Source organism: Sphingobacterium sp. WOUb80 (genome assembly GCF_050058145.1).
In the GTDB taxonomy this organism is placed as follows: Bacteria; Bacteroidota; Bacteroidia; order Sphingobacteriales; family Sphingobacteriaceae; genus Sphingobacterium.
This window is the reverse complement of sequence record NZ_CP165617.1, coordinates 249,817-271,515: the sequence shown is the minus strand read 5'-3', so window position 1 is coordinate 271,515 and position 21,699 is coordinate 249,817. Positions and strand designations below refer to the sequence as shown.

The window sequence follows — 21,699 nt, the reverse complement described above, 5'->3', positions numbered from 1 at the left end:
ATATTAGCTATTAAAAGGTCGCACTTACACCGAAAGTAAAGGAGCGCATCGAAGGATATGAATTAAAATCCAGTCCTACCCCTGCATTGGCACTCTGATTATTCCCGGCTCTATTTTTAACCAAAGTATCATTTTCATAGCCCTTTGTATCCACCTCAGGATCCCATCCAGAATAATTGCTGATCGTAAATAAGTTCTCGGCCATACCGTATACCCTTATCGACTGAACAGCTTTGGTTTTCAGTGGAATGGTATAACCCAGAGTTAAGTTACGCAAGCGCAAAAAGGAAGCATTCTCAATAAAATGGTCATTGATATAACCACCATAGTTCATGTAATAAAATCCGTTTCTCGGAATATCTGTGTTGGTATTTGTCGGTGTCCATCGATTTAAAGCTTCTGTGGTACGTTTCCATTCCAGATTCATGCGTGTCATATTGAGTAGATCGTTTCCAACATTGCCATAGATGAATGCAGTCAAATCAAAGTTTTTATAGGCAAACGTATTGGTCATACCAAAATTTAACTTCGGATAACCTCGGCCGATTATCGTGCGATCTGCCGAATTTATCGTTCCATCGCCATTCACATCGGCAAATTTAGGATCCCCTGGTTTCGAATTTGGCTGTGGCGCATAATTCTCTCCTTGCTGAATCACACCCAGGTATTTATAACCAAATAACGAGCCCAGCGACTCCCCAACACGAATGACCGAATAAGCTTCTTCAGACACATTACCCATTGGTTTCGACGAGGTCACAAATTGTTCGGGCTCACCACCCAAGCTTGATACCTTATTCCGGTTCATCGCTAAATTCAATTTTGTTTCCCAAGTAAATTCTCCAGTCATATTCTTACTGGTCACCGAAAACTCCAGCCCTTTATTATTCATTGTCCCTAAATTACTCTGTCCTGATGTATATCCTGTGTAATACGGCAATGGTCTCTTAACTAACAAATCGTTTGTTTTTTTATAGTAAGCATCCAACGTAAAAGCTAATCTGTTTTTGAAAAATGAAAAATCGAGTCCAACGTTATACTGTGTTGTGGATTCCCATTTTAGTTTATCGTTCTCAGGATAGGCTGGGTTTTGTTTAACACCACCAGCATTGTTCACACCATCATAGGTATAATGGCCATTATCCATCAAACCATAGGAAGCATAATCAGCAACACGGTCGTTACCAGTCTTTCCATAACCCAATCTAAATTTCAAGTCCGAAAATAGCTGCTGCTCTTTCATGAAATCTTCATTGTTGACCTTCCATGCAAAAGCTGCTGAAGGAAAGGTCCCCCAACGATGGTTGGGACTAAAGCGCGATGATCCATCACGACGTAAAGTCGCTGTCAACAGGTACTTATCAGCATAGGTATAATTTACCCGTCCGAAGAAAGAGATCACCAGATTCTCAGCCTTGGCAGAGTTTACTCCCGTAATACTCGAAGCCATACCTAAATTATTATACTCTAGCAGATCTGTCGAAAACCCTTTTACATTGATCCCTTTGTTATTGCGCACATATTTCTCATACGAATAGCCCGCCATCACACTCAAACTATGTTTCTCATTGAATACCTTCGCATAAGTTGCATAAAAATCAATCAGATTATGTGTTTCATTAAAATCGGCCTGACTTGCCACACCATCGTCTATTCCACCCTGATAAGAATCTCTGGTTAGGTAACTTCCCAATTGATCATGCGTTATTTCAGTTCCCGCATCCATGCGCAAGGTCAGTTCTTTGATCGGATTTACTTCAAGAAAAATATTCCCATTCAATTTGTCCCGCTGCACGTCATTGATCCGCGACATCAAGTTGGCGAGCGGATTATCTCCTTGTCCTCCCGGAGGTCTTCCAAAGCTTCCATCCGCATTGTAAACAGGTACGGTCGGATCATAAGTCAATATGCTGTATAATACATTTGAATTAAGAATATTTCCATCATAAACCTGCATATTGGATTTTTCTCGCTGCGCCGATAGGCTCGCCCCAGTCCGGATATAATCATTTACCTTTTGATCCACATTGATACGACCCGAAATCCGGTTAAAGTCTGTCGTTTTTAAAACACCCTTTTGATCAAAATAACCTACACTTGTCAACACCTTTGTTTTTTCCCCTCCTCCGGAAAATTGTAGATTATGGTTTTGCAAGATGCCGTTACGCATGGTTTCCTTCACCCAATCCGTATTGACATCAGACTCGAGCTGCGATTTGGTGTAAACAGCATATTCTTGATTTTCCTGGCCTTGAATTTCTTTGTAGAGTGCATTTGCAAGATTCATATACTGCTTTCCATCGAGAAAGGTAAAAGGAACAATTGGCTTCTGTGTACCTACATAACCACTATAAGTAATATTATTTTGATCTGTACGACCGCGTTTTGTCGTAATGATAATTACACCATTCGCACCTCTTGATCCGTAAATAGCCGTTGCCGAAGCATCCTTAAGGATATCCATGGATGCAATATCTTCAGGATTGATGTTGATTCCGTTATTTGTCGGAAATCCATCGATAACATAGAGTGGATCATTACTTCCACTAATCGAATTGGTTCCGCGAATCCGAATAGACGTGCTACCACCCGGGGCCTTTGAATTCTGGGTTACAACGACACCGGAAGCTTTACCTTGTAGGGCCTGGCCTACATTGCTCACCGCTCCTCCTTTCGTTAGCTCGTTGCTGGAAAGCGATGCAATGGCACCTGTCAAATCGCTTTTCTTCTGTTTACCGTATCCGATCACGACAACATCTTCCAGCTGATTCACCTGATCCTCCAAAATAATGGACAGCGTGGTGGCTCCATCAGCGGAAACCTGCACATTTCGTTCTACATAGCTTTGATACCCGATGTATGAAAAAGTCAGTTCATACCCCTTGCCATTCGGTACATCAGCAAAACGAAAACTCCCATCACTCGCACTGGAAGCTGCTGTTGAAAAACTGCTGCCGGGATTTTTCAAAATTATACTTACCCCTGCCAGCCGTTGCCCCGACGAGTTTTTGATTACACCATTTATTGTTCCCGCTAGACATTGAAAAGATAACAGTGTCAAGGCAAGAAAAACAAAAAATGGTTTCTTGGTTAAGTTGAAATTTACCATGATTCTATTTTTTAGGTTTGAGTATATATGTATTATGTTGTTTTTCAAGAATAAACGGATTCACCTCAACAATCAACTGCAGAATAGACGCCGCAAGATCCGTTTTGTCCTTCAGGTCCATTGTTGGATTCTTACTAAACCGCCCCTTTATCCGATAGTTTTTAACGATTAATGAATCATAGGATATAGGTACATCAAGCTCATGATTGATGTATTGAATAATATCGGATACAGCGGTTTCTTCCAATTGGAGCCAATTGGCGCTCTGGTGAATTGTTGCCGGGTTACGATAGGATTTTTCCGTTGCGGAAAGCATAAGCTGGGCTGGTAGACTTTCCCTCGTGCTCATTTTTGGCGTACCTTTGAAATTTGAAACAAACATCTTGTTCACCCCGCCAAAATAAATCTGTTGGCCAGGTTTCAAAATTTTTGTCTCTACTACGGACGGTTCTATAGATTCAACGCGAACTTTCCCCTCAAATAATCGGATCAGAACATGTTCAACTGCCGCATTATAATCCACGATGAATTCTGTTCCCAGCGCTGTGGTCATCAACGTGCCGCTTTCGACGATGAAAGGTTTTGAAGGATCCTTTGCTACTTTAAAATTGACTCTTCCACTGAATAGTTTAACCTGCCGAAAATCAAGATCCGGTTTTATACCTAACTGAATCAGTGCACCGGGTTCCAAGGTTAAAATTGAATTGTCTGCTGCAATAATTTCTTTAGGCTGAGGAGAAGGATTGTAGTAAATTTCATGAATGAAGCTTGCTGTTTGTATAGGTTTATCGGTTGATGTACTCAAAAGATTGGATAAAACGAACAGGAAACCAAACAGGACGAATACAGTAATAATTCTCAACAGGCTATCGCCACCACGTTTTGACTTATTTTCCTGATTGATATAGGATACCCAATCATCTTCCGAAATGAGATCGTCCAATAATGTCGGATCGTCATTCAGCCAGGTGAACACAAGTTTCGCTTCCTCAGCAGAACATTCATTCGCCAGGAATTTATTTAATAAGGATTTGCGATTCATAACAGTTTCTATCCTTTTAGCGGGATAGGTATATAACTGTTATACGAATAGTGATGGGCTTGTCCCCTAAGACAACTTAAAAAATTTTTTAATAAATTTCAGGCCAATGCTAACGTGGTTTTCTACAGTCTTCGGGGAGATAGACAATTTGACGGCAATTTCTTTATAACTCAATTCTTCAATTTTATGAAGATAAAACACCTGTTGCCGCATAAAAGGCATTTGTGTAATCAGCTCTTTTACATACTCTAACTCTCCTTTATAGGCAATTTGTCGTTCAAGATCTTCATATTGGGTCAGTACAAATGGTTTCTCAAACTCTACATATTTTCTATTCAATGCACGCCGACGCAATTCATCAATCAATTTTGTCCGTGCAATCTGGAAGAGCTGGGTACTGAATTGGATTTGCTGATTCGCATTATTTTTGCGTTCCCAAACAATTAAAAAAGTCTGTTGCACGACATCTTCAGCAAGATTCGAACATTGGGTCTTCTGATACAGAAAATAGTATAATTTCCTGTACCAATAACGATAAGCTAAAAAAAACTCTTTTTCGTTAGTAGGTGCCCGCTGTAGGATTTTATTAATCATAATCTACACTTAGATAGTCTTTTTTCAATGCAGTTATCCTTTTCACAAAGAATATTGAAATTGGTATCTGACAGAATTTCAATTTGATCCATCAAAATACCGCATGCTCTTTGGCTAGTTGTCCACATCTAAAGTGATTATTTTTTATCAAAAAAACAAGATAATATTTTCAATAAAGCAGTTAGCCAAAACCGACTGAATGAGAAGCTGAAAGAAAACTGCCGGTTAACAAAAAAGGTATTGAGATGATAAGAAATAGTTCCATCGTCTCAATACCTTCTTTTGATCAAGTTTTATTCGTTTGTATGTTCTAAAGCTATACGAGCTAATATCCTGGATTTTGTTTCAAGTTTGGATTGACCGCAAGCTGCAAGTTCGGAATCGGATAGAGCAATGTTTTCGGACTGGCGTCGGCAGCCTTTTCTTGCCAAGCCAATAAATACTTACCGAACCGGATCAAGTCCTGTCTTCTCCAGCCCTCCCAGTACAACTCACGTGCTCGTTCATCGAGTAAATTGTCCAAAGTCAATGTCGCTAAGTTATCAACTCCGCGATTATTACGAATGTTATTGACTAAGCCAAGAGCCTCAGTTGCTGTTCCTGTTCCACCTCTCAGAATAGCTTCCGCCTGCATCAACAATACATCTGCATAACGATAGACGACCCAGTCGTTGTTCTTCTGACCCGAGGAAGCATAATCGTATGCATACTTCATCGGACGGATACCTGCCGTTTCCAGCGTATTACCTGACGTACGGATCGTTACCTCCGGCGTGAACGATAAAGGTGCATTCGATGGATTCCTTGCATTTAAAGGTTTGTTTGTGCTCCAGTTGTATTGTTGTCCAGCAAAAAAACCAACATTTTGACGTTTGAATTCTTTTGTTCTGTTAGAAGTCGTATCAGCAGGATAACTATAATAAATACCTCTACGTTCGTCACTCGCCGAAAACTTACTATAATAATCTGACAATGTACACCAACCATTCCAGCCTCCTGGATTCATATTGTAATGCGCAATTGTATTCCAGGTACGATCCACATTCCCCCCCCGATCTGCATTTTTATTATATAAGGTAAAAATATTCTCTGTGGATTTTTCATCATTATCAGGTGCAAAATTGTCGAAATACTTACCTTTCGCAGCGATGGTATAAGGACCTGTAGCGGTAATTTCCTTGGCTAAGGCGATCACTTTATTCATATCTTCCGCTGCAAAAGTCGGCTGCTGTCTATTTAGAAAAGCCCCCTTATTCAGGTAAATTTTCATCAACAAAACTTTCGCCGCATTTTTATTCGCAACATAGGCCTTTTTTAACTCGCCCGCTGGTAAAGTAGGCAAGATTTCATTAAGCTCCTTAATCATAAAATCCATTACTTCTTGCGGTTGCAGTACATCAGGGGCTATTTTAAAATCTTCCAACGAAGCACCCTGACGAAAAGGTACTACACCGTATAAATCTACAATATCAAACATCGCCAAGGCACGGATAAACCGAGCTTCGGCAGCCTGTTGTGCACTCGGATTGCTTCGTAATACCTTTCCCGCATTAAAAACTGCAGTACTCAAACTCACAAAGGTATTGTTCATATAGCCATTATCCGCATTCCAAGTATGGAGGTGAATAGCACGGTGCATCCCATTATCGTCCCAGTCGCCACCACGAGTTGGCGCCATTGCCGCATCGGTAGAAATCTCTTGCATCACCCAACGTTGCTCTTGCTGGTAAGGCGTATTCAATGAACTATAAGCCGTAATCAACAGTGCCCCTGCTTCGATCACCGCACCTTCCTGAGCCTCCCCCTTGAATTCTTCTTTTAGTTTGGTACACGAAATAGTGCTTGTCACTACAGTACCGATCATTCCTATATATAATAATGTTCTTAATTTCATCTTGTTCATATTTTGATTCGTCCCTGATATTATATCATACGCTTATAAAGAGAAGTTGACTCCCAACAGTATATTCCGAGCTGGCGGATAAGGTAAGTACTCAATTCCCAGTGAAGGTATTCCATTAACTGAACCATCTGTATTCACCTCTGGATCAAATCCGGTATACTTCGTGATAATGAACAGATTCTGCCCTGTCACTGATACATTCAGATTTTTCAAGGTTTTGCCCACGTTGCCTACGCGATAGCTTAAGCTTAAGTTTGCCATTTTCAAATAGTCTCCTTTCTCCAGAAAACGCGTAGAAGGTGCTGCCGAATTTGATATAGACTCCTTAATTGCTGTATTGAAAAATGCGGATCCGATATTACGTGCAGACAAGTTACTCAAACCCATCGTAGTAGCTGCGGTATTATTAAAGAGATAATGTCCCAATGCACCATTCATATTGGCCGCCAACGAAAATTGTTTATAGCTTACATTGGTTGAGATACCTAACAGTGTTGTCGGATTTGGACTATGTCTATAAAATTTATTTTCAGCGGGATCATTATCTGTGCTGATGCTTCCATCTTTGCCCAGATACATACTCGTTCCTTTTACGGGATCAATACCTTGGAAATCGGCCAAATACCAGACATTCAAAGGTTGTCCATTGGTCATGCGTTGTCCCAGTACACCTGAGAATCCCTGTCCGCGCAACGCTCCCGTTTCATAATCACCTTTAAGTCCGCTCGCACTATTTTTTAGGAACGTCGCGTTACCTGTCACATCCCAAATCCAGTTGTCATTTTTCACTATTGTTCCTGTCAACGCAACTTCGACACCTTTATTAAGAATCTCGCCATCCAAATTCACCCAGATACGTCCGGCCGGACCGTCCATCGCCAACGTTTGTTCAAATAATGCATCGGTTGTTTTCTTATGAAAGTAGTCGATCGAACCGTATAAGCGGCCTTTCAATACCGAAAAATCAATACCGGCATTAATGGTTGTTGAGGTTTCCCATTTTAAATCTTTATTTTGGAAGTTTACTTGCCCCGCACTACTGCCATCACCAAAAGTGTACCGATTTAATGACGCGCCGGCAGGGAACTCTTGATTCCCTGTTTTACCCCATCCTATACGGGCTTTTAACTGATCGAAAATACCTGTGGATTTCAGAAAGTCTTCTTGAGCAACATTCCAGGCAACGGCAAGCGATGGGAACGTAGCATATTTATTATTTTCACCAAATTTGGTCGAGCCATCTCTACGTACTGTTGCAGTTAATAAATAGCGATCCAAATAATTGAAGCCACCCCGTAAGAAAAACGATTGCAACTGATTTGTCGGACTTCGATAGGATCCGATACTACGTGTAGCCACTGTCGAATTTTGGATATAATCAAAATAATCAAGGCCGATATACGTAAATCCCCTACCGTAAGAAATGTTATTGTTGAAATTGAAATCCAGATACTCATAACCTCCAACAGCATTTACACTCCAATCTTCATTGAGCTGCTTATTATATGAAAGCATATGGGTCATCTGTAGATTGGTTTCACCATTATTGGAGATAAATGCCTCTTCATCTTTTGATCTGGACGGATCGATCAGCCCAGTACGGTACATACCTTGGCGATTTCCAATCTGCCGCATTGCACTATAGATAAAGCGATATTCTAAATCATCTGTAATTTTATAATATGGAGCGATGTTTACCACAGTCGTGTTGGTTGTCGCTACATCTTTAAAAGCTTCAATACTCGTCAAGGGGTTTCGGGTCGTCGAGCTGACGTAAGTCAGATTACCTTGTTCATCGCGTATTGGTCTCGTAGGGTTCCATTGCAAAGCCTGCGAAATCACATTTCCCTCCGAACCTACCATTGCGTCGACCGGTGCATATTTATTATCCAATTGCGTTAAAAACATCGCAAAATCCACACCTAGTCGTTTATTCTCCAAGAAACGGAAGTTTCCTGTGAAATTTGCTGTATATTTCTTTAGCTGTGATCCACGGATAATACCATTTTGATTTAAATACCCTCCCGAAAGACGGTATTTTCCATACTCAGCTCCACCCGAAACATCAGCATAATAATTTTGCGTAATGGCTTTTCTTGTGATCGCTCTAAAAGCATCTTCATTACCACCAAAATCCGCATTGGCAACATCATTTGGTGTATAAAATTTCAAGGCTTCTCTAAATCGCGCCGCATCCAATACATCTGGATATTTGCGCATGGTGGAAACACCGCCTGACGCACCCACGTAGACTTCAGGAGAACCTACTTTACCTCTTTTTGTCGTGATCAGAACGACTCCATTTGCACCGCGAGAACCGTAAATTGCAGTCGCCGATGCATCTTTCAGAATGTCCATGCTTGCAATATCTCCGGGGTTTAGATAGCTCAATGCATTTCCTCTGTCTGAAGAAAAGCCCCCTCTTCCTTCAGGCAGAGGCGAATTACCCGACATAGGCACACCATCCAGCACAAATAACGGGTTGTTACTGGCCCGGATCGATGAGTTTCCACGGATGCGTACTGTGGTTGATCCGCCAGGTTGCCCCGTATTATTAATCACCATAACCCCAGGTGTCTTTCCTTGTATTAATTGATCGGGACTCGTCATAATCCCCTTATTGAAGTTCTTCGCTCCAATAGTGACCATAGATCCTGTTAGATCCTTTTTTCGCGCCGTTCCATAACCGATCACAACGACCTCATCTAGGCCCTGACCGGCACTAGGTTCCAGCGCTATCGTGATATCGTTTCCCACAATGGGTACTTCTTTTAAAGTATATCCAATAAAGGATACTTCCAGCGTTTTCGCTTCACTGGGAATAGTCAATGTAAAGGAACCTTCCGTGTCTGTTGTCGTAGCCGCGGTTCCCCCTTTTACCTTAATTGTAGCTCCTGCCAATGGACCTTGAGTCTCATCTACAACCTTTCCCTTCAAGACTTTGGTCTGGGCAACTACAATAAAAGATACAAGCAGAAATGTAAGCGTCATTACGCATTGTGCAAGTAGTTTATTTTTCATACGCTTTTTGATTGGTGGTTTAATTGATTTTTATATCGTGCATCTAGGATACACAAATGATACTAAGTGATTTTTATTGGTATTTTTTAGGTTCCAAAGCCCTTTTGAAATGCGTATAGTCTTCCCCAATAATGGCAAAAACGTAACGCTCGGTATGAAGGCCTTTAAAGCCAAAATTTAAAACCAAAGCATCGTGAACATAATGTCTCACAGGTAAAAACAAAAACCTAACAAACTGAAAAACAAGGACACAGGACTTACCTGTCATAATTCTAGGGCGAAACATACGTTTATATTTGGTTATTATTGTTTTATAAAAATGCGTAAATCCTTGTAGCTAGTCCAATCAGAGCGTCTCAATTTTATATCAAAGCGTATCAGTAAAACTCTTTTTTATCTTTTAATTGACTATTTTTAGTTCAACGTAATCAGTTTTGAAAAGAATAACCACCATACTCCTTTTATATATCTTGCTAGCATGTATTAACGTGCAGGCACAGTCGATCTATTTTAAAAATTATCAAACCCACGATGGTCTCTCCAATAGCACGGTCAAATGTATTACACAGGATGTTCAGGGTTTTCTATGGCTAGGGACAAGGAATGGCCTCAATCGCTTTGATGGCAATCAATTCAAGATATTTAGACACAATGCTTCAGACTCCACAAGTATCGGAAGTTCGTCCATTTTAAGTATTCTCACAGACAGCAAAGGAGTGCTATGGGTGGGAACCACACGCGGTACCTATTGTTACGATCCTATTAAAGAAAATTTTACACCATTCAGGGGTGTACCAATCGGTGAAGTAAACGCCATCCACGAATACGCCGGTTTTATCTGGTTGCTTTCGAACGGAAAACTTTATCGCTATAATTCTTATACAACAGAAATAATTCCATTTGATCAGAACAAAAATACCATTGTAGCGATTACCAGCAGCAAGAAAGGCGGGTTGTGGACAACGGACAATAACAGTACCATACAACGGTATCAGGTTAATACGAGCAACTTTGTCGAAGTTGACCTTAAAAAGATCGATCGAAAAGCATTGGCAAATACAAAAACCGTTTACGCTATCAATGATTCCCTGTTGATGGTCGGCACAATCAATTCGGCCTATTTGTTTGATTTCAAAAACGGCCGGTTAAAAAATCTATTTGCAAGTCATTACCCCAATAAAGTCATCCAAGCAAACTGTATTATTCAACAAACGGAGTCTATATACTGGATCGGAACAGAAACTGGAATATATACCTATGATATTCACACAGGTCAGAGCCAGCACATCAAAAAAGATCTGCTCAATCCATTTGCCATATCTGACAATGCTGTCCTGAATTTCTATCGGGACCGTGAAGACAATATCTGGTTTGGAACATTTTTTGGCGGCTTTAACCAATACAGCAACCAATTCGACAATTTCAAAAAGTATCTATCCGGATTCGGAAAATCGGCCCTATCAGGCAATATTGTACACGATATCAAAAAAGATCGCTATGGAAATTTTTGGATAGGAACAGAAGACGGCGGCCTGAACAAAATTGATGCTCAAACACAACAGATTCAGCACTTCCTTGCCAATGGAAAAAAGGGAAGTATAGCGCATAACAATGTTCATGGCCTGGCAACAATCGGCGACGATCTTTGGGTAGGCTCCACAACACATGGACTAGACATTCTCGACGTAAAAACCGGAAAACTAAAAAAACACTATGACCGTATCGGCAAAGGCCCCATACAAAGCAGCTTTGCCGTATGCCTCTATAAGTCTAAAGACAATAGCATGTTTGTCGGGACAGACCGCGCACTATACTGCTACAACAAAAATAGCGACAGTTTTGACCTCCTTCCTATTACCGCATGGATACAAGGCATTTATGAAGATGAATATGGTATACTTTGGGTCAACACCTACGGTAGTGGGGTCTACCAATATAACCGCAGTTCGGGAGAAATTCAGCATCTGTTATCCGAACAAGGTAAACAAAATACACTCATCAATAATTACGTCAACGGTCTATTTGAAGACAGCAAAAATAACTTGTGGTTTTGCACCGAAAGCGGCCTCTCAAAATACCGCCGTGATGGGCGCTTCACCAATTATCTGACCGAATCCGGTTTACCTTCCAATCAGGTATTCAAGGTCCTAGAAGACGACAACAGGAGCATTTGGATATCTACCGGTGGTGGACTGGTCCGACTGGATGAGGGGGTCCCGCGTAGGGTCATCTATACATCGAGAGACGGGCTTCCTGCAGATCAGTTTAATTATAATTCGGCTTTTAAAGATAGCGACGGGACTTTATATTTCGGGACGATTAAAGGAATGGTTAGCTTCAACCCCACAAAATCCATTAAGAACAGCTTTATTCCACCGATATTCATCAGCGGCATTCAGATTAACAATGTGAGCGTACCTGTTCGTGAAAATGGCATACTGAAAGAATCCATCTCCCTATCAGAAGAGATCCAACTGACCTACGACAATTCCAATATTAGCTTCCATATCGCCGCCTTGAGCTTTGTTTCCCCAAAGAGCAATCCTTATCGTTACATCATGGAAGGTTACGATAAAGACTGGACCGATATTACAGGCAATCAAAAAATATATTACAATAAACTTCCTCCGGGCACTTATACCTTTAAGTTCAGAGGTGCAAATAACAACAGCGTCTGGAATCCAAATGAAAAAAAACTGCTCATCATCGTTTCGCCACCTTGGTGGCAGTCAAGTTGGGCATACTTACTTTATTTTTTGAGCTTCGGCACCATTGCACTGCTCGTATTACGGTATTACTTCCTCCTTATAAAGGCCAACAATGCCCAAAAGATGGATAGTTATGAACGAAAAAAAGAACAGGAGATATATAACCTCAAGCTGGAATTCTTCACCAACCTGGCTCACGAAATTCGTACGCCACTCACACTGATCAAAATGCCCCTTGAGAAAATAATCAATAACCATAAATTTACCGATCGCGACACAGCCAAAGACCTTGCTCTGATTGAAAAAAACACGGCACGATTAATTCGCCTCACCAACCAATTACTGGATTTTAGAAAAGCAGAAACCAACAATATGAGCCTTATTTTTACTAAAACGGATATTAATGCCCTCCTATCCGAAGTATTTCACGATTTAAATTATCTTGCAAAAGATAAACAGCTGCACTATGACCTCAGTCTCCCGCGTATCAGTCTCACGGCTTATGTGGATGAGGAAGCCCTTCGAAAAATCTTTACCAACCTGATTCACAACGCTATCAAATATGCGGATCAAGAAGTCTATGTCAAACTCCTCCCCTTTAATAGCGATGATATTATGTTCAATATCGAGTTTAAGAATGATGGTGAGCTCATTCCTTTTGAGAAAAGAGAAAAAATATTTGAACCATTTTATCGCTTAAATGAATCCGATAAAGATACGGGGACGGGCATTGGTCTTCCTTTATCCCGCTCCTTGGTCGAATTGCACCAAGGAAACTTATCCCTTGTACATCTGGAAGAAAACCGCAATATATTCCTGCTATCGATCCCAATTTTTCAGGAACAATCGCTCGACATCAAATCTTTTCAGGAAGATAACGACGATCATGTATTGAGTGATAGATCCGATGAACAGGAGGAAGAAAAGCCGGTGATTCTGCTCGTCGAGGATAATAAAGAAATATTGGCCTACCTCAATAAAGAATTGAAAACCAGCTACACCATTCTACGGGCAGGGAACGGTGCCGAGGCCCTCGAAATATTAGACCAAGAGAATGTACAACTTGTACTAACAGATATTATGATGCCCATTATGGATGGCCTAGCACTATGCAAACGCATCAAAACAGATATTCTGTATAGCCATATTCCCGTTATTTTTCTAACGGCAAAAAATGCGCTGGATTCAAAAATTCAGGGATTAAAAAATGGTGCCGATGCCTATATCGAAAAACCTTTTTCGCTTGAATTCCTCATGGTACAGATACGCAACATCCTCAAAAACCGTAAAATTATCAAGAATTACCTGACCAATTCTTCCAGCTCCAACTTAATGGATATTAACGTTTCAGCACCCGACAAAGATTTTATCAGTCAGCTGAATACCATTATTTATGAGAATATCTCAACGATAGATCTCAATGTGGATGAACTCGCCAAATTGATGCATATGAGCCGTCCAACCCTTTACCGTAAAATCAAAGGACTCTCCGACCTCACGCCCAATGAATTGATCAATATTTCACGGCTGAAAAAGGCGGCAGAACTACTCACCCAAAAAGAGTATAACATCACCCAGGTATCAACGATGGTCGGTTATACCGTACAATCCAATTTTTCAAGGGACTTTCATAAGCACTATGGCATGTCGCCAAGCAGCTATATTCTTGAAAACAGCAAGTGATGAACGCCAGTTCTAGTACCAGGAAGAAGATTATTCCAATGGCTTAAAAACTGATCCCGAGATGCCGAAAGAATATCGGCACTGATAAAGAAAGAAATCACCTCTAGGTAAAGAAAGAATCGGGGACAACTACAAGGAGCTAGAAAATCTTATTGAAAGACTCTAGCGAAGAAAAAAAACGTAGACGTAGAGGGTTTAGCCTACGTCTACGATAATGGCATGCACTTAATTCTTACTCTTTGGAACAAAGAATGCCGCCAGCAACATAAATATGCCGGCCAACAACAAGCCATAAATGGATTGGCTATGAAAAAAATATTTGATGATCATTCCGCCAAAAAATCCACACACAATCTGAGGTAGGGTAATGAAAAAATTAAATAGCCCCATATAAACTCCCATTTTACCCGTAGGCAAATGATCGCTCAAAATTGCATAAGGCATTGCCAAAATGCTTCCCCAAGCGATACCAATACCGATCATAGGAAGAATCAGTAGATTGGCATCTTTGATCAGAAATAATGAAATTAACGAAAGCCCACCAATGGAAAGCCCAAGAGCATGCGTTTTTCCACGCCCAAAGTGTTTAGCTATCCGCGGAATAAACAAGGCATACAAGGCCGAGACTCCATTGTAAATACCAAAAAGCACACCTACCCAATTGGCAGCCTCCATATAGAGATCCTGCCGATTTCCTTCCCGCAGGTAAAAAACCGAATCAGCAATAGCAGGAGTTGTATACACCCACATCATAAAAAGGGCAAACCAGGAGAAAAACTGGACCCAGCCCAATTTGCGCATGATCACTGGCATCTTACCGATATCACTAAAGATAGAACGCAAGCCAAACTTTGGTGTCGCATCCTGTTCAATAGCAACCGCATCCGAAAAAGTCTGAAGCTCTGTTGGTGAGTACTCTTTTGTTTTGAACACAGACCATAATACCGTTAGAAGCAGGACAAAACCGCCTACATAAAAGGAGTAGATAACATTACTCGGTACCTGCCCGGCTTCAGAAGTCCCTGCTACATGAAAATACTTTGTCAACATAAAGGGAAGTAGCGAGCCAAGGACAGCGCCAATCCCGATTAAAAAGGTCTGTACCGAGAAACCCAGACTCCGCTGACTGCTCGGCAGATTATCACCGATCAGCGCCCGAAAGGGCTCCATCGTCACATTGATGGAAGCATCCATAAACATCAATAAGCCGGCACCGATCCAAAGCGGCGCCATTAATGTTGTCAATAATGCCGCATTGGGCATTAAAAATAAAGTCAGGGTAGTCAACAGTGCCCCCACCAAAATATAAGGTCGCCGCCGGCCCAATCTATTCCAGGTCCGATCGCTATAATGGCCTATAATTGGCTGTACAATCATCCCCGTAATCGGAGCAGCAAGCCAAAAAAGTGAAAGATGCTCCACATCAGCACCAAATGTTTGGAGAATACGGGAGGCGTTGCCATTTTGCAGAGCAAAACCCATTTGTATCCCCAGAAATCCAAAACTCATATTGATGACCTGGCTAATGCTTAATTCAGGTTTATTTCCCATAATAGGCTATCAAAATTTAAGACAAAATACAATTTAATTACCATTTAGTCCCTATTTTCAGCTGCATAAGATAGGTTCTTTCACTGCTGAAAACTGGGGTTTATCTCAGCTGAAACACCTGTTTTTTGCTTTGCCCAGGCAGCACGAAAGCTTCGGTTACCGTCTGGATATGGACTGCAGTATCACTGACATTTTCGATCGTATAGCCATCGGCATCTACTGCAATCAGTAAGGTCGCTCCTCGAAATAACACCCGGAATTTATATCCTTCCCATTCTTTGGGCAACATCGGATTTAAATACAATTGTCCGTCCTTAATCCGCATTCCTGCAAAGCCCTCTACGATTGTCATCCAGGTACCCGCCATCGACGTAATATGTAAACCGTCTTCGGTATCGTTATTATAATCGTCCAGATCCAAACGTGAGGTGCGCAGATAGAATTCATACGCTTTTTCGGGCTTGTTCAATTTAGCGGCCAATATTGCATGTACGCAGGGAGAGAGCGAACTTTCATGCACCGTAAAAGGCTCATAGAATTCATAATGTCGACCTAGGGTCTCCAGGTCAAATTGATCCTCAAGGAAGTAAAAACCTTGCAATACATCGGCCTGTTTGATATAACAGGAACGCAGAATCCTATCCCAACTCCAATGCTGGTTGATTGGACGTTGAGCCGGGTCAAGTTGCGCGACAGGAATTAACTCTTTGTCCAGGAAACCATCTTGCTGCAAAAATACATTGCGCTGCGCATCAAAAGGATAATACATCTTATCGATAATATGTTGCCATTTTTGCAGCTCTTCTGTCCGGATTGTCAATTTGTCTTTTAAAGACATCAGGTGACCAGAATTTAGCTGCCCCAGTTTTTCCAGACAGTGCAAGGTATATTCTAGGCACCAGGATGCAATACGATTGGTATACCAATTATTGTTAACATTGTTTTCATACTCATTTGGTCCCGTCACGCCCAACATCACGTATTGCTCACGTTCGGAGCTCCAATTGACACGTTGTGCCCAGAATCGGCTTATTGCCACTAGGACTTCCAAACCATGTGACCAGATGTAATCTTGGTCTCCCGTATAACGGACATAGTTATAGATCGCAAATGCAATGGCTCCATTGCGATGAATTTCCTCAAAAGTAATCTCCCATTCATTATGACATTCCTCCCCATTGATCGTCACCATTGGATAAAGTGCAGCTCCATTGGTAAAGCCAAGTTTTGCGGCATTTTCGATCGCCTTGTCCAACTGCTGATGACGATAAATCAATAAATTACGGGCAATCTTTGGTGACTGTGTTGCGAGGTAAAATGGAATACAATAGGCTTCGGTATCCCAATAGGTAACGCCACCATATTTTTCACCTGTAAAACCTTTAGGCCCAATATTGAGTCGCTCATCTTCGCCGGTATAGGTCTGGTTGAGCTGAAAAATATTATAACGTATGGCTTGCTGCGCAGCCACATCCCCACTGATTTCGATGTCACTTTCTGCCCAGATCTGCTGCCATGCTGTAGCCTGCTTCTCTTTAAGCTGTTCATAACTCATCGCCTTTAGCTGATCTAGATTAGCTAAAGCAACATCTCTTAACTGGGATAAAGCGTGATTTTGCGAGGTCACAATAGCTACGCGCTTCTCAAAACAACACATTTTAGATTCGGCGAGATCCGCTGTAAAAACCTCCGCCATATAACCAGGGCTTGTCCTCGTATCCTGTATTTCCACGTGACCATCGGAAGAACTCAGTATGTTTTCCAGCATCGCATAAACCTCGAAACCTGTCTTCTTGGTACGCGCGGTCACAAAAATGTGATCTTCCTCCTGACCTTGCGCTGTGCTTTCCCAGAATTGTTCATCATAGTTGCTATCGCGGTTAACAACTTCTGCATTTAGATGTGACCGTATTTCTAGTGCTATTCGACCCGAAAGTGCCTCGATCTTGTATTGCAATGAAGCCGTTTCAGAAGCAAAAAGATGATACATCCTGCTTGCTTCTACCTTAAGCTGTACCCCATCAGGCATCTCCGCGATAAAACTTCGGTATAAAATTCCATTTTGCATATCCAGACGGCGTTCAAAGGATTTAACAGTCACTTTCGCCAGATCAAGCGGTTGACCATTGACAAGAATATGTAGCCCTATCCAATCAACAGAATTGATGACCTTGGCGAAATATTCAGGATAACCATTTTTCCACCAGCCTACGCGTGTTTTATCCGGATAATAAATACCGGCTAGGTACGACCCTTGTAACGATTTTCCGCTAAACTCTTCCTCAAAATTAGCCCTTTGCCCCATCCGACCATTACCAATAGCGAAGATACTTTCCGAAAATTCATTATACTCGGGACGAAAGGTGTCTTCGATAATTTGCCAAGGGTTATGTTTGATATATGTTTTCATCTTTTTATTTTTTTCAATGCGCGACGGGCACTCCACTTCAATCATACTGGTCTTCTTTGCCAATATGATCTACGCCTTGCTTCCATCACTTGAATTGCTCCTAAAATTTAAAATTTATCGACTAAGGTGCCTAAATCGGGCACCACTAAATCGGCTCCGTTAAGATGTTCGGCCTGTCCGACTCCTATTACTTGCATACCTGCTGCCCTTGCCGCATCTATTCCAGCCTGGGCATCTTCCAGCACCAGACAGCATGCCGGCTCGATTCCCAAAACCTCAGCCCCCTTCAGGAAAACTTCAGGATTGGGTTTAGAAAGCTGTACAGCATTTCCGTCAATCAACGCGTCGAAATAATCAACAATTCCTGTTTTTTCAAGAATGCCCAAAGCATTCTTACTAGCCGAACCAAGTGCTATCCGAATACCCTTTTCCCGCAGTTTTTTTAATAGATCCAAACTGCCTGCGAGCAGGTGTTCAGGACTAAGCTGCTCGATCAATTCCAAGTACCATTGATTCTTTTTGGTGAGCAAAACGGCTTTCTCTGTTTCGGATTTTTCCAATCCTGCCCAGTTTAAAATTAGCTCCAGGGATTCAACACGGCTTACACCTTTCAGCTGTTCATTATCGACAATAGAAAACGAATAGCCCAGTTCAGCCGCTAACCTACGCCAAGCTTGAAAATGATAAATCGCGGTATCCACCAGCACACCGTCCAGATCAAATAGGACGGCTCTTACAGTATTATAATTAATCATTGAAAAATGAATGCTATAAAAATTTAATTTATGTTAGAACTTCAGCTCCAGAACCTTCGTCTCATACGCTTCCAACTTCAAGATATTGTCAGCTGGCATGGTCTCTTGTTTTTGGATAATATCAAAATAGGACTTCACCTGGTTATTTCGCTCTTTAAAACGGTCGAGCTTAAGCTTCTTAGTTGCGTCATTGCAATTCATGACAACCATGATTGTCTGCTGTTCGTTGTAGCGGAAATAGACATAAACACCATCCTCGGGCACATACTGCATTGTTTTTCCCGTCTGCAATACAGCGTGCTGTTTACGATAATTGGCGAGTGTCTGAACGAAGGTCCACATCTCCTGTTCGCTCTTTGTCCTTCCGGCCGCATTAAACTTATTTAGTTTATCTCCTGCAAAGCCTCCCTGGAAATCTTCCCTTAGCAAACCATCTGGATTCGAGAAATTTTTCATCAAAATTTCAGCCCCGTAGTAGAGCTGAGGAATACCGCGAGTTGTCATTAACCAAGCCATCGCGGATTTATATTTCCGCATATTTTCACCTACAACGGAAAAAAAACGGTCTTTATCGTGGTTATCCAAGAAAAGTACATTTCGTTCGGGATGTGGGTATTGATAATCCGAAGCCAAGGTCGAATACAATTTATTGACTCCAGCGGTCCATTCCGTCTTTTGGTTAAGTGCATCACCTATTGCATAATTAAGCTGAAAGTCTGTTACGCCCATCAGCTTGGAATCCACGTCCTGACCAACCCGTTTACCGCCCAGAAAATAGGCCTGATTGGCAACCCCGTGTACCCATGTTTCGCCAAAAAAGGTGAACTTTGGATACTCCTGCTGAATACGATCGGTCCATTTTGCCATAAAATCAAGATCATTATAGGGATAGGTGTCAATCCGGAAACCATCGATTGCAGCTGTTTCTATCCACCAGATATGACTCTGGGTCAGGTAGTTTTGAACATATGGATTTTGTTCGTTCATATCAGGCATAGTGGGCACAAACCAGCCTTTGACCATTTTCTTCTTATCATCTGCTGAGGCATAAGGGTCAAAAACCGTCTGATCTTTATAGGAGGTTTGGGTATACGTAGGCCATTCATTGAGCCAATCAGCCATCGGTTTGTCTTTCACAGTCCAATGATAGCTACCAATATGATTGGGTACCACGTCAAAAATCAGTTTCATCTGGCGCTTATGCAACTGCTCACCCAATTGTACATACATATCGTTGCTGCCAAAGCGAGGGTCGATATGATATGTTTCTGTATTGGCATAGCCATGATAGGAAGCCTGTGGCATGTCGTTGGTCAATACAGGTGTCAACCACAGTGATGTTACGCCAAGATCCTGCAGATAATCGAGCTTTCCGATAATACCCTCCAGATCGCCACCATGGCGCAAGTACATGGAATCGCGGTTTAAGCTCATATCCAGCATACCCTTTACCTGATCATTTGACTTATTTCCATTGGCAAAACGGTCCGGCATAATAAGATAAATCAGATCTGCGCTGCTCACACCTTGCGCTTTTATTTTTTGGTCTCTTTGTTTTAACTCGTAGCGGTAAGTTAGTTTTTTCTTTCCCTGACTAAAAGTAAATGTTGACCAGCCCGGTTTGGCCGAAGCGGCAACCTTTACATCCAAAAACAGATAGTTGGGATTTTCTACACGGTTGACTTTGACAAGCTCGATTCCTTTATCCTCTACCTGTACCTCGCTTTTTCCGATCTGAGGTCCATAGACGACGAGCTGCAAGGTCGGATTTTCCATTCCTACCCACCAGTTTAAGGGTTCTACGCGTTGAATGGATTGCCCCAATAAGGGGCTCCATCCAAGCACAGTTAGCGCCACTAATGCTGTGGTCATCTTTTTACTTCTTTGTAACATCATTCCTTCTTATTTCTTTGTCAGTGTATAGGTATTTGCATTGAGATCCAGAACAATATCATAAGTCCCTGCAAGCGCTACAGCTATATTGGCACCGCCGGCCAACAAACTTCCATTAGCACCGCCAAAATTGGTTCCCCAATCGTGATTTTTACGGAATTTTATTTCCCCTGCTGTCAAACTAACAGTCAGCTTCCATACCTGATTGGTATTATCAAATTTCATATCCGTATCGCTATCCCAGCCCTTCGGTGTGGCACTGCCAATAATGCCCCAACTATGGTCTTTGTAAGAGATGGTATTGGCTGTTGTGTTAACTTCCAACTCCAGACTACCAGCGCGAGGTGCTTTGATGTCCTGACCTCCATTATAAACTATTTTACCTGGCTCGGTCTCTCCATACGAATTGCTCCAATTCCGTTCAGGAGTCAGTTTAAATGTTAATTTTCCTTCCGGAAAATTGATTATTCCTGTATAGATTCCATTGCTCGTTGGCGAAATCAACGATTCGGCATTAGCTTCAACCCAATCTTCATAGGCTCCTATGGCATACAAATAGCTCGTCGACGCATAAGGGCTTGCTTTAAAACCTGACAGAACCGAATATACAGCCGCAATTTTCGCATTGATACTCGACTTTAGGCGAATGTCAAACTCAGATGCCTCGCCTGTTGGAACTCCCAGCGCAAGTAGGTAACCGTTCAATTCATAACCCGTAAAGCCTATTGCCATACGTCCGCTTGGAACGACCACTTCCTTTACTGTTTTAAAATTGTCCCCTTTGAGCCCAAATTGGAGCACATTGGTTACCGCTGCCTGAAACCCAAAATCTGCTGGCACCAGCGAAAGGTGCAGCACCGTATCACCTGCGTTTTCTTTTGACAGGGTTAGGCTGGTTTTATCTAGGGTTAATACAGCTGCTTTTACCGCATCCTCCGTAGACAGACGCGCCTGAGTTTCATCTTTTTTACAGCTCTGGAAGACCACAAACAAGGTCAAGATCATTCCGATATAGTGTAGTATTTTCATC

Annotated in this window: 11 protein-coding genes; 1 reads left to right on the top strand and 10 read right to left on the bottom strand. The window is 41.8% G+C overall.

What is annotated here, in order from left to right; all coding sequences use genetic code 11:
• Nucleotides 1–10: 10 nt before the first annotated feature.
• From AB1Z56_RS01035 to AB1Z56_RS01015, 5 genes are all read right to left on the bottom strand, one after another.
• Nucleotides 11–3,109 (bottom strand): SusC/RagA family TonB-linked outer membrane protein, encoded by a 3,099-nt coding sequence (locus AB1Z56_RS01035; RefSeq protein ID WP_426790833.1) that lies wholly within the window; start codon nt 3,107–3,109, stop codon nt 11–13.
• A 4-nt stretch (nt 3,110–3,113) separates the two neighbouring features.
• Entirely contained in the window at nt 3,114–4,151 is a 1,038-nt protein-coding gene (locus AB1Z56_RS01030) for a FecR family protein (RefSeq protein WP_426790832.1), read from the bottom strand.
• Nucleotides 4,152–4,217: 66 nt separating this feature from the next.
• Nucleotides 4,218–4,745, bottom strand: a complete 528-nt coding sequence (locus tag AB1Z56_RS01025; protein WP_309364947.1) for an RNA polymerase sigma factor — start codon at nt 4,743–4,745, stop codon at nt 4,218–4,220.
• Nucleotides 4,746–5,070: 325 nt separating this feature from the next.
• Nucleotides 5,071–6,639, bottom strand: coding sequence for a RagB/SusD family nutrient uptake outer membrane protein (locus tag AB1Z56_RS01020; protein ID WP_426790831.1), 1,569 nt, complete (start codon nt 6,637–6,639; stop codon nt 5,071–5,073).
• A 42-nt stretch (nt 6,640–6,681) separates the two neighbouring features.
• Nucleotides 6,682–9,669, bottom strand: coding sequence for a SusC/RagA family TonB-linked outer membrane protein (locus tag AB1Z56_RS01015; protein ID WP_426790830.1), 2,988 nt, complete (start codon nt 9,667–9,669; stop codon nt 6,682–6,684).
• 434 nt (nt 9,670–10,103) lie between these two features.
• Here AB1Z56_RS01015 and AB1Z56_RS01010 point away from each other — a divergent pair, with 434 nt between their 5' ends.
• On the top strand, nt 10,104–14,060 hold the full coding sequence (locus AB1Z56_RS01010) for a hybrid sensor histidine kinase/response regulator transcription factor (RefSeq protein ID WP_426790829.1): 3,957 nt from the start codon (nt 10,104–10,106) through the stop codon (nt 14,058–14,060).
• Between the two features lie 225 nt (nt 14,061–14,285).
• Here the strand turns inward: AB1Z56_RS01010 and AB1Z56_RS01005 are convergent, their stop codons facing one another.
• The 5 genes from AB1Z56_RS01005 to AB1Z56_RS00985 all read right to left on the bottom strand — a co-directional run bounded on the left by AB1Z56_RS01005 (nt 14,286) and on the right by AB1Z56_RS00985 (nt 21,698).
• The gene (locus AB1Z56_RS01005; RefSeq protein WP_426790828.1) at nt 14,286–15,611 is read right to left on the bottom strand and encodes an MFS transporter; all 1,326 of its coding nucleotides are present in this window, start codon (nt 15,609–15,611) and stop codon (nt 14,286–14,288) included.
• Between the two features lie 100 nt (nt 15,612–15,711).
• Complete coding sequence (locus AB1Z56_RS01000) at nt 15,712–18,021, bottom strand: family 65 glycosyl hydrolase domain-containing protein (RefSeq protein ID WP_426790827.1); 2,310 nt, start codon at nt 18,019–18,021, stop codon at nt 15,712–15,714.
• A 107-nt stretch (nt 18,022–18,128) separates the two neighbouring features.
• The gene (gene pgmB / locus AB1Z56_RS00995; protein WP_309364935.1) at nt 18,129–18,776 is read right to left on the bottom strand and encodes a beta-phosphoglucomutase; all 648 of its coding nucleotides are present in this window, start codon (nt 18,774–18,776) and stop codon (nt 18,129–18,131) included.
• Between the two features lie 33 nt (nt 18,777–18,809).
• Nucleotides 18,810–20,672, bottom strand: coding sequence for a glycoside hydrolase family 13 protein (locus tag AB1Z56_RS00990; protein ID WP_426790826.1), 1,863 nt, complete (start codon nt 20,670–20,672; stop codon nt 18,810–18,812).
• Between the two features lie 6 nt (nt 20,673–20,678).
• Nucleotides 20,679–21,698 (bottom strand): SusE domain-containing protein, encoded by a 1,020-nt coding sequence (locus AB1Z56_RS00985; protein ID WP_426790825.1) that lies wholly within the window; start codon nt 21,696–21,698, stop codon nt 20,679–20,681.
• Nucleotide 21,699: the final 1 nt, after the last annotated feature.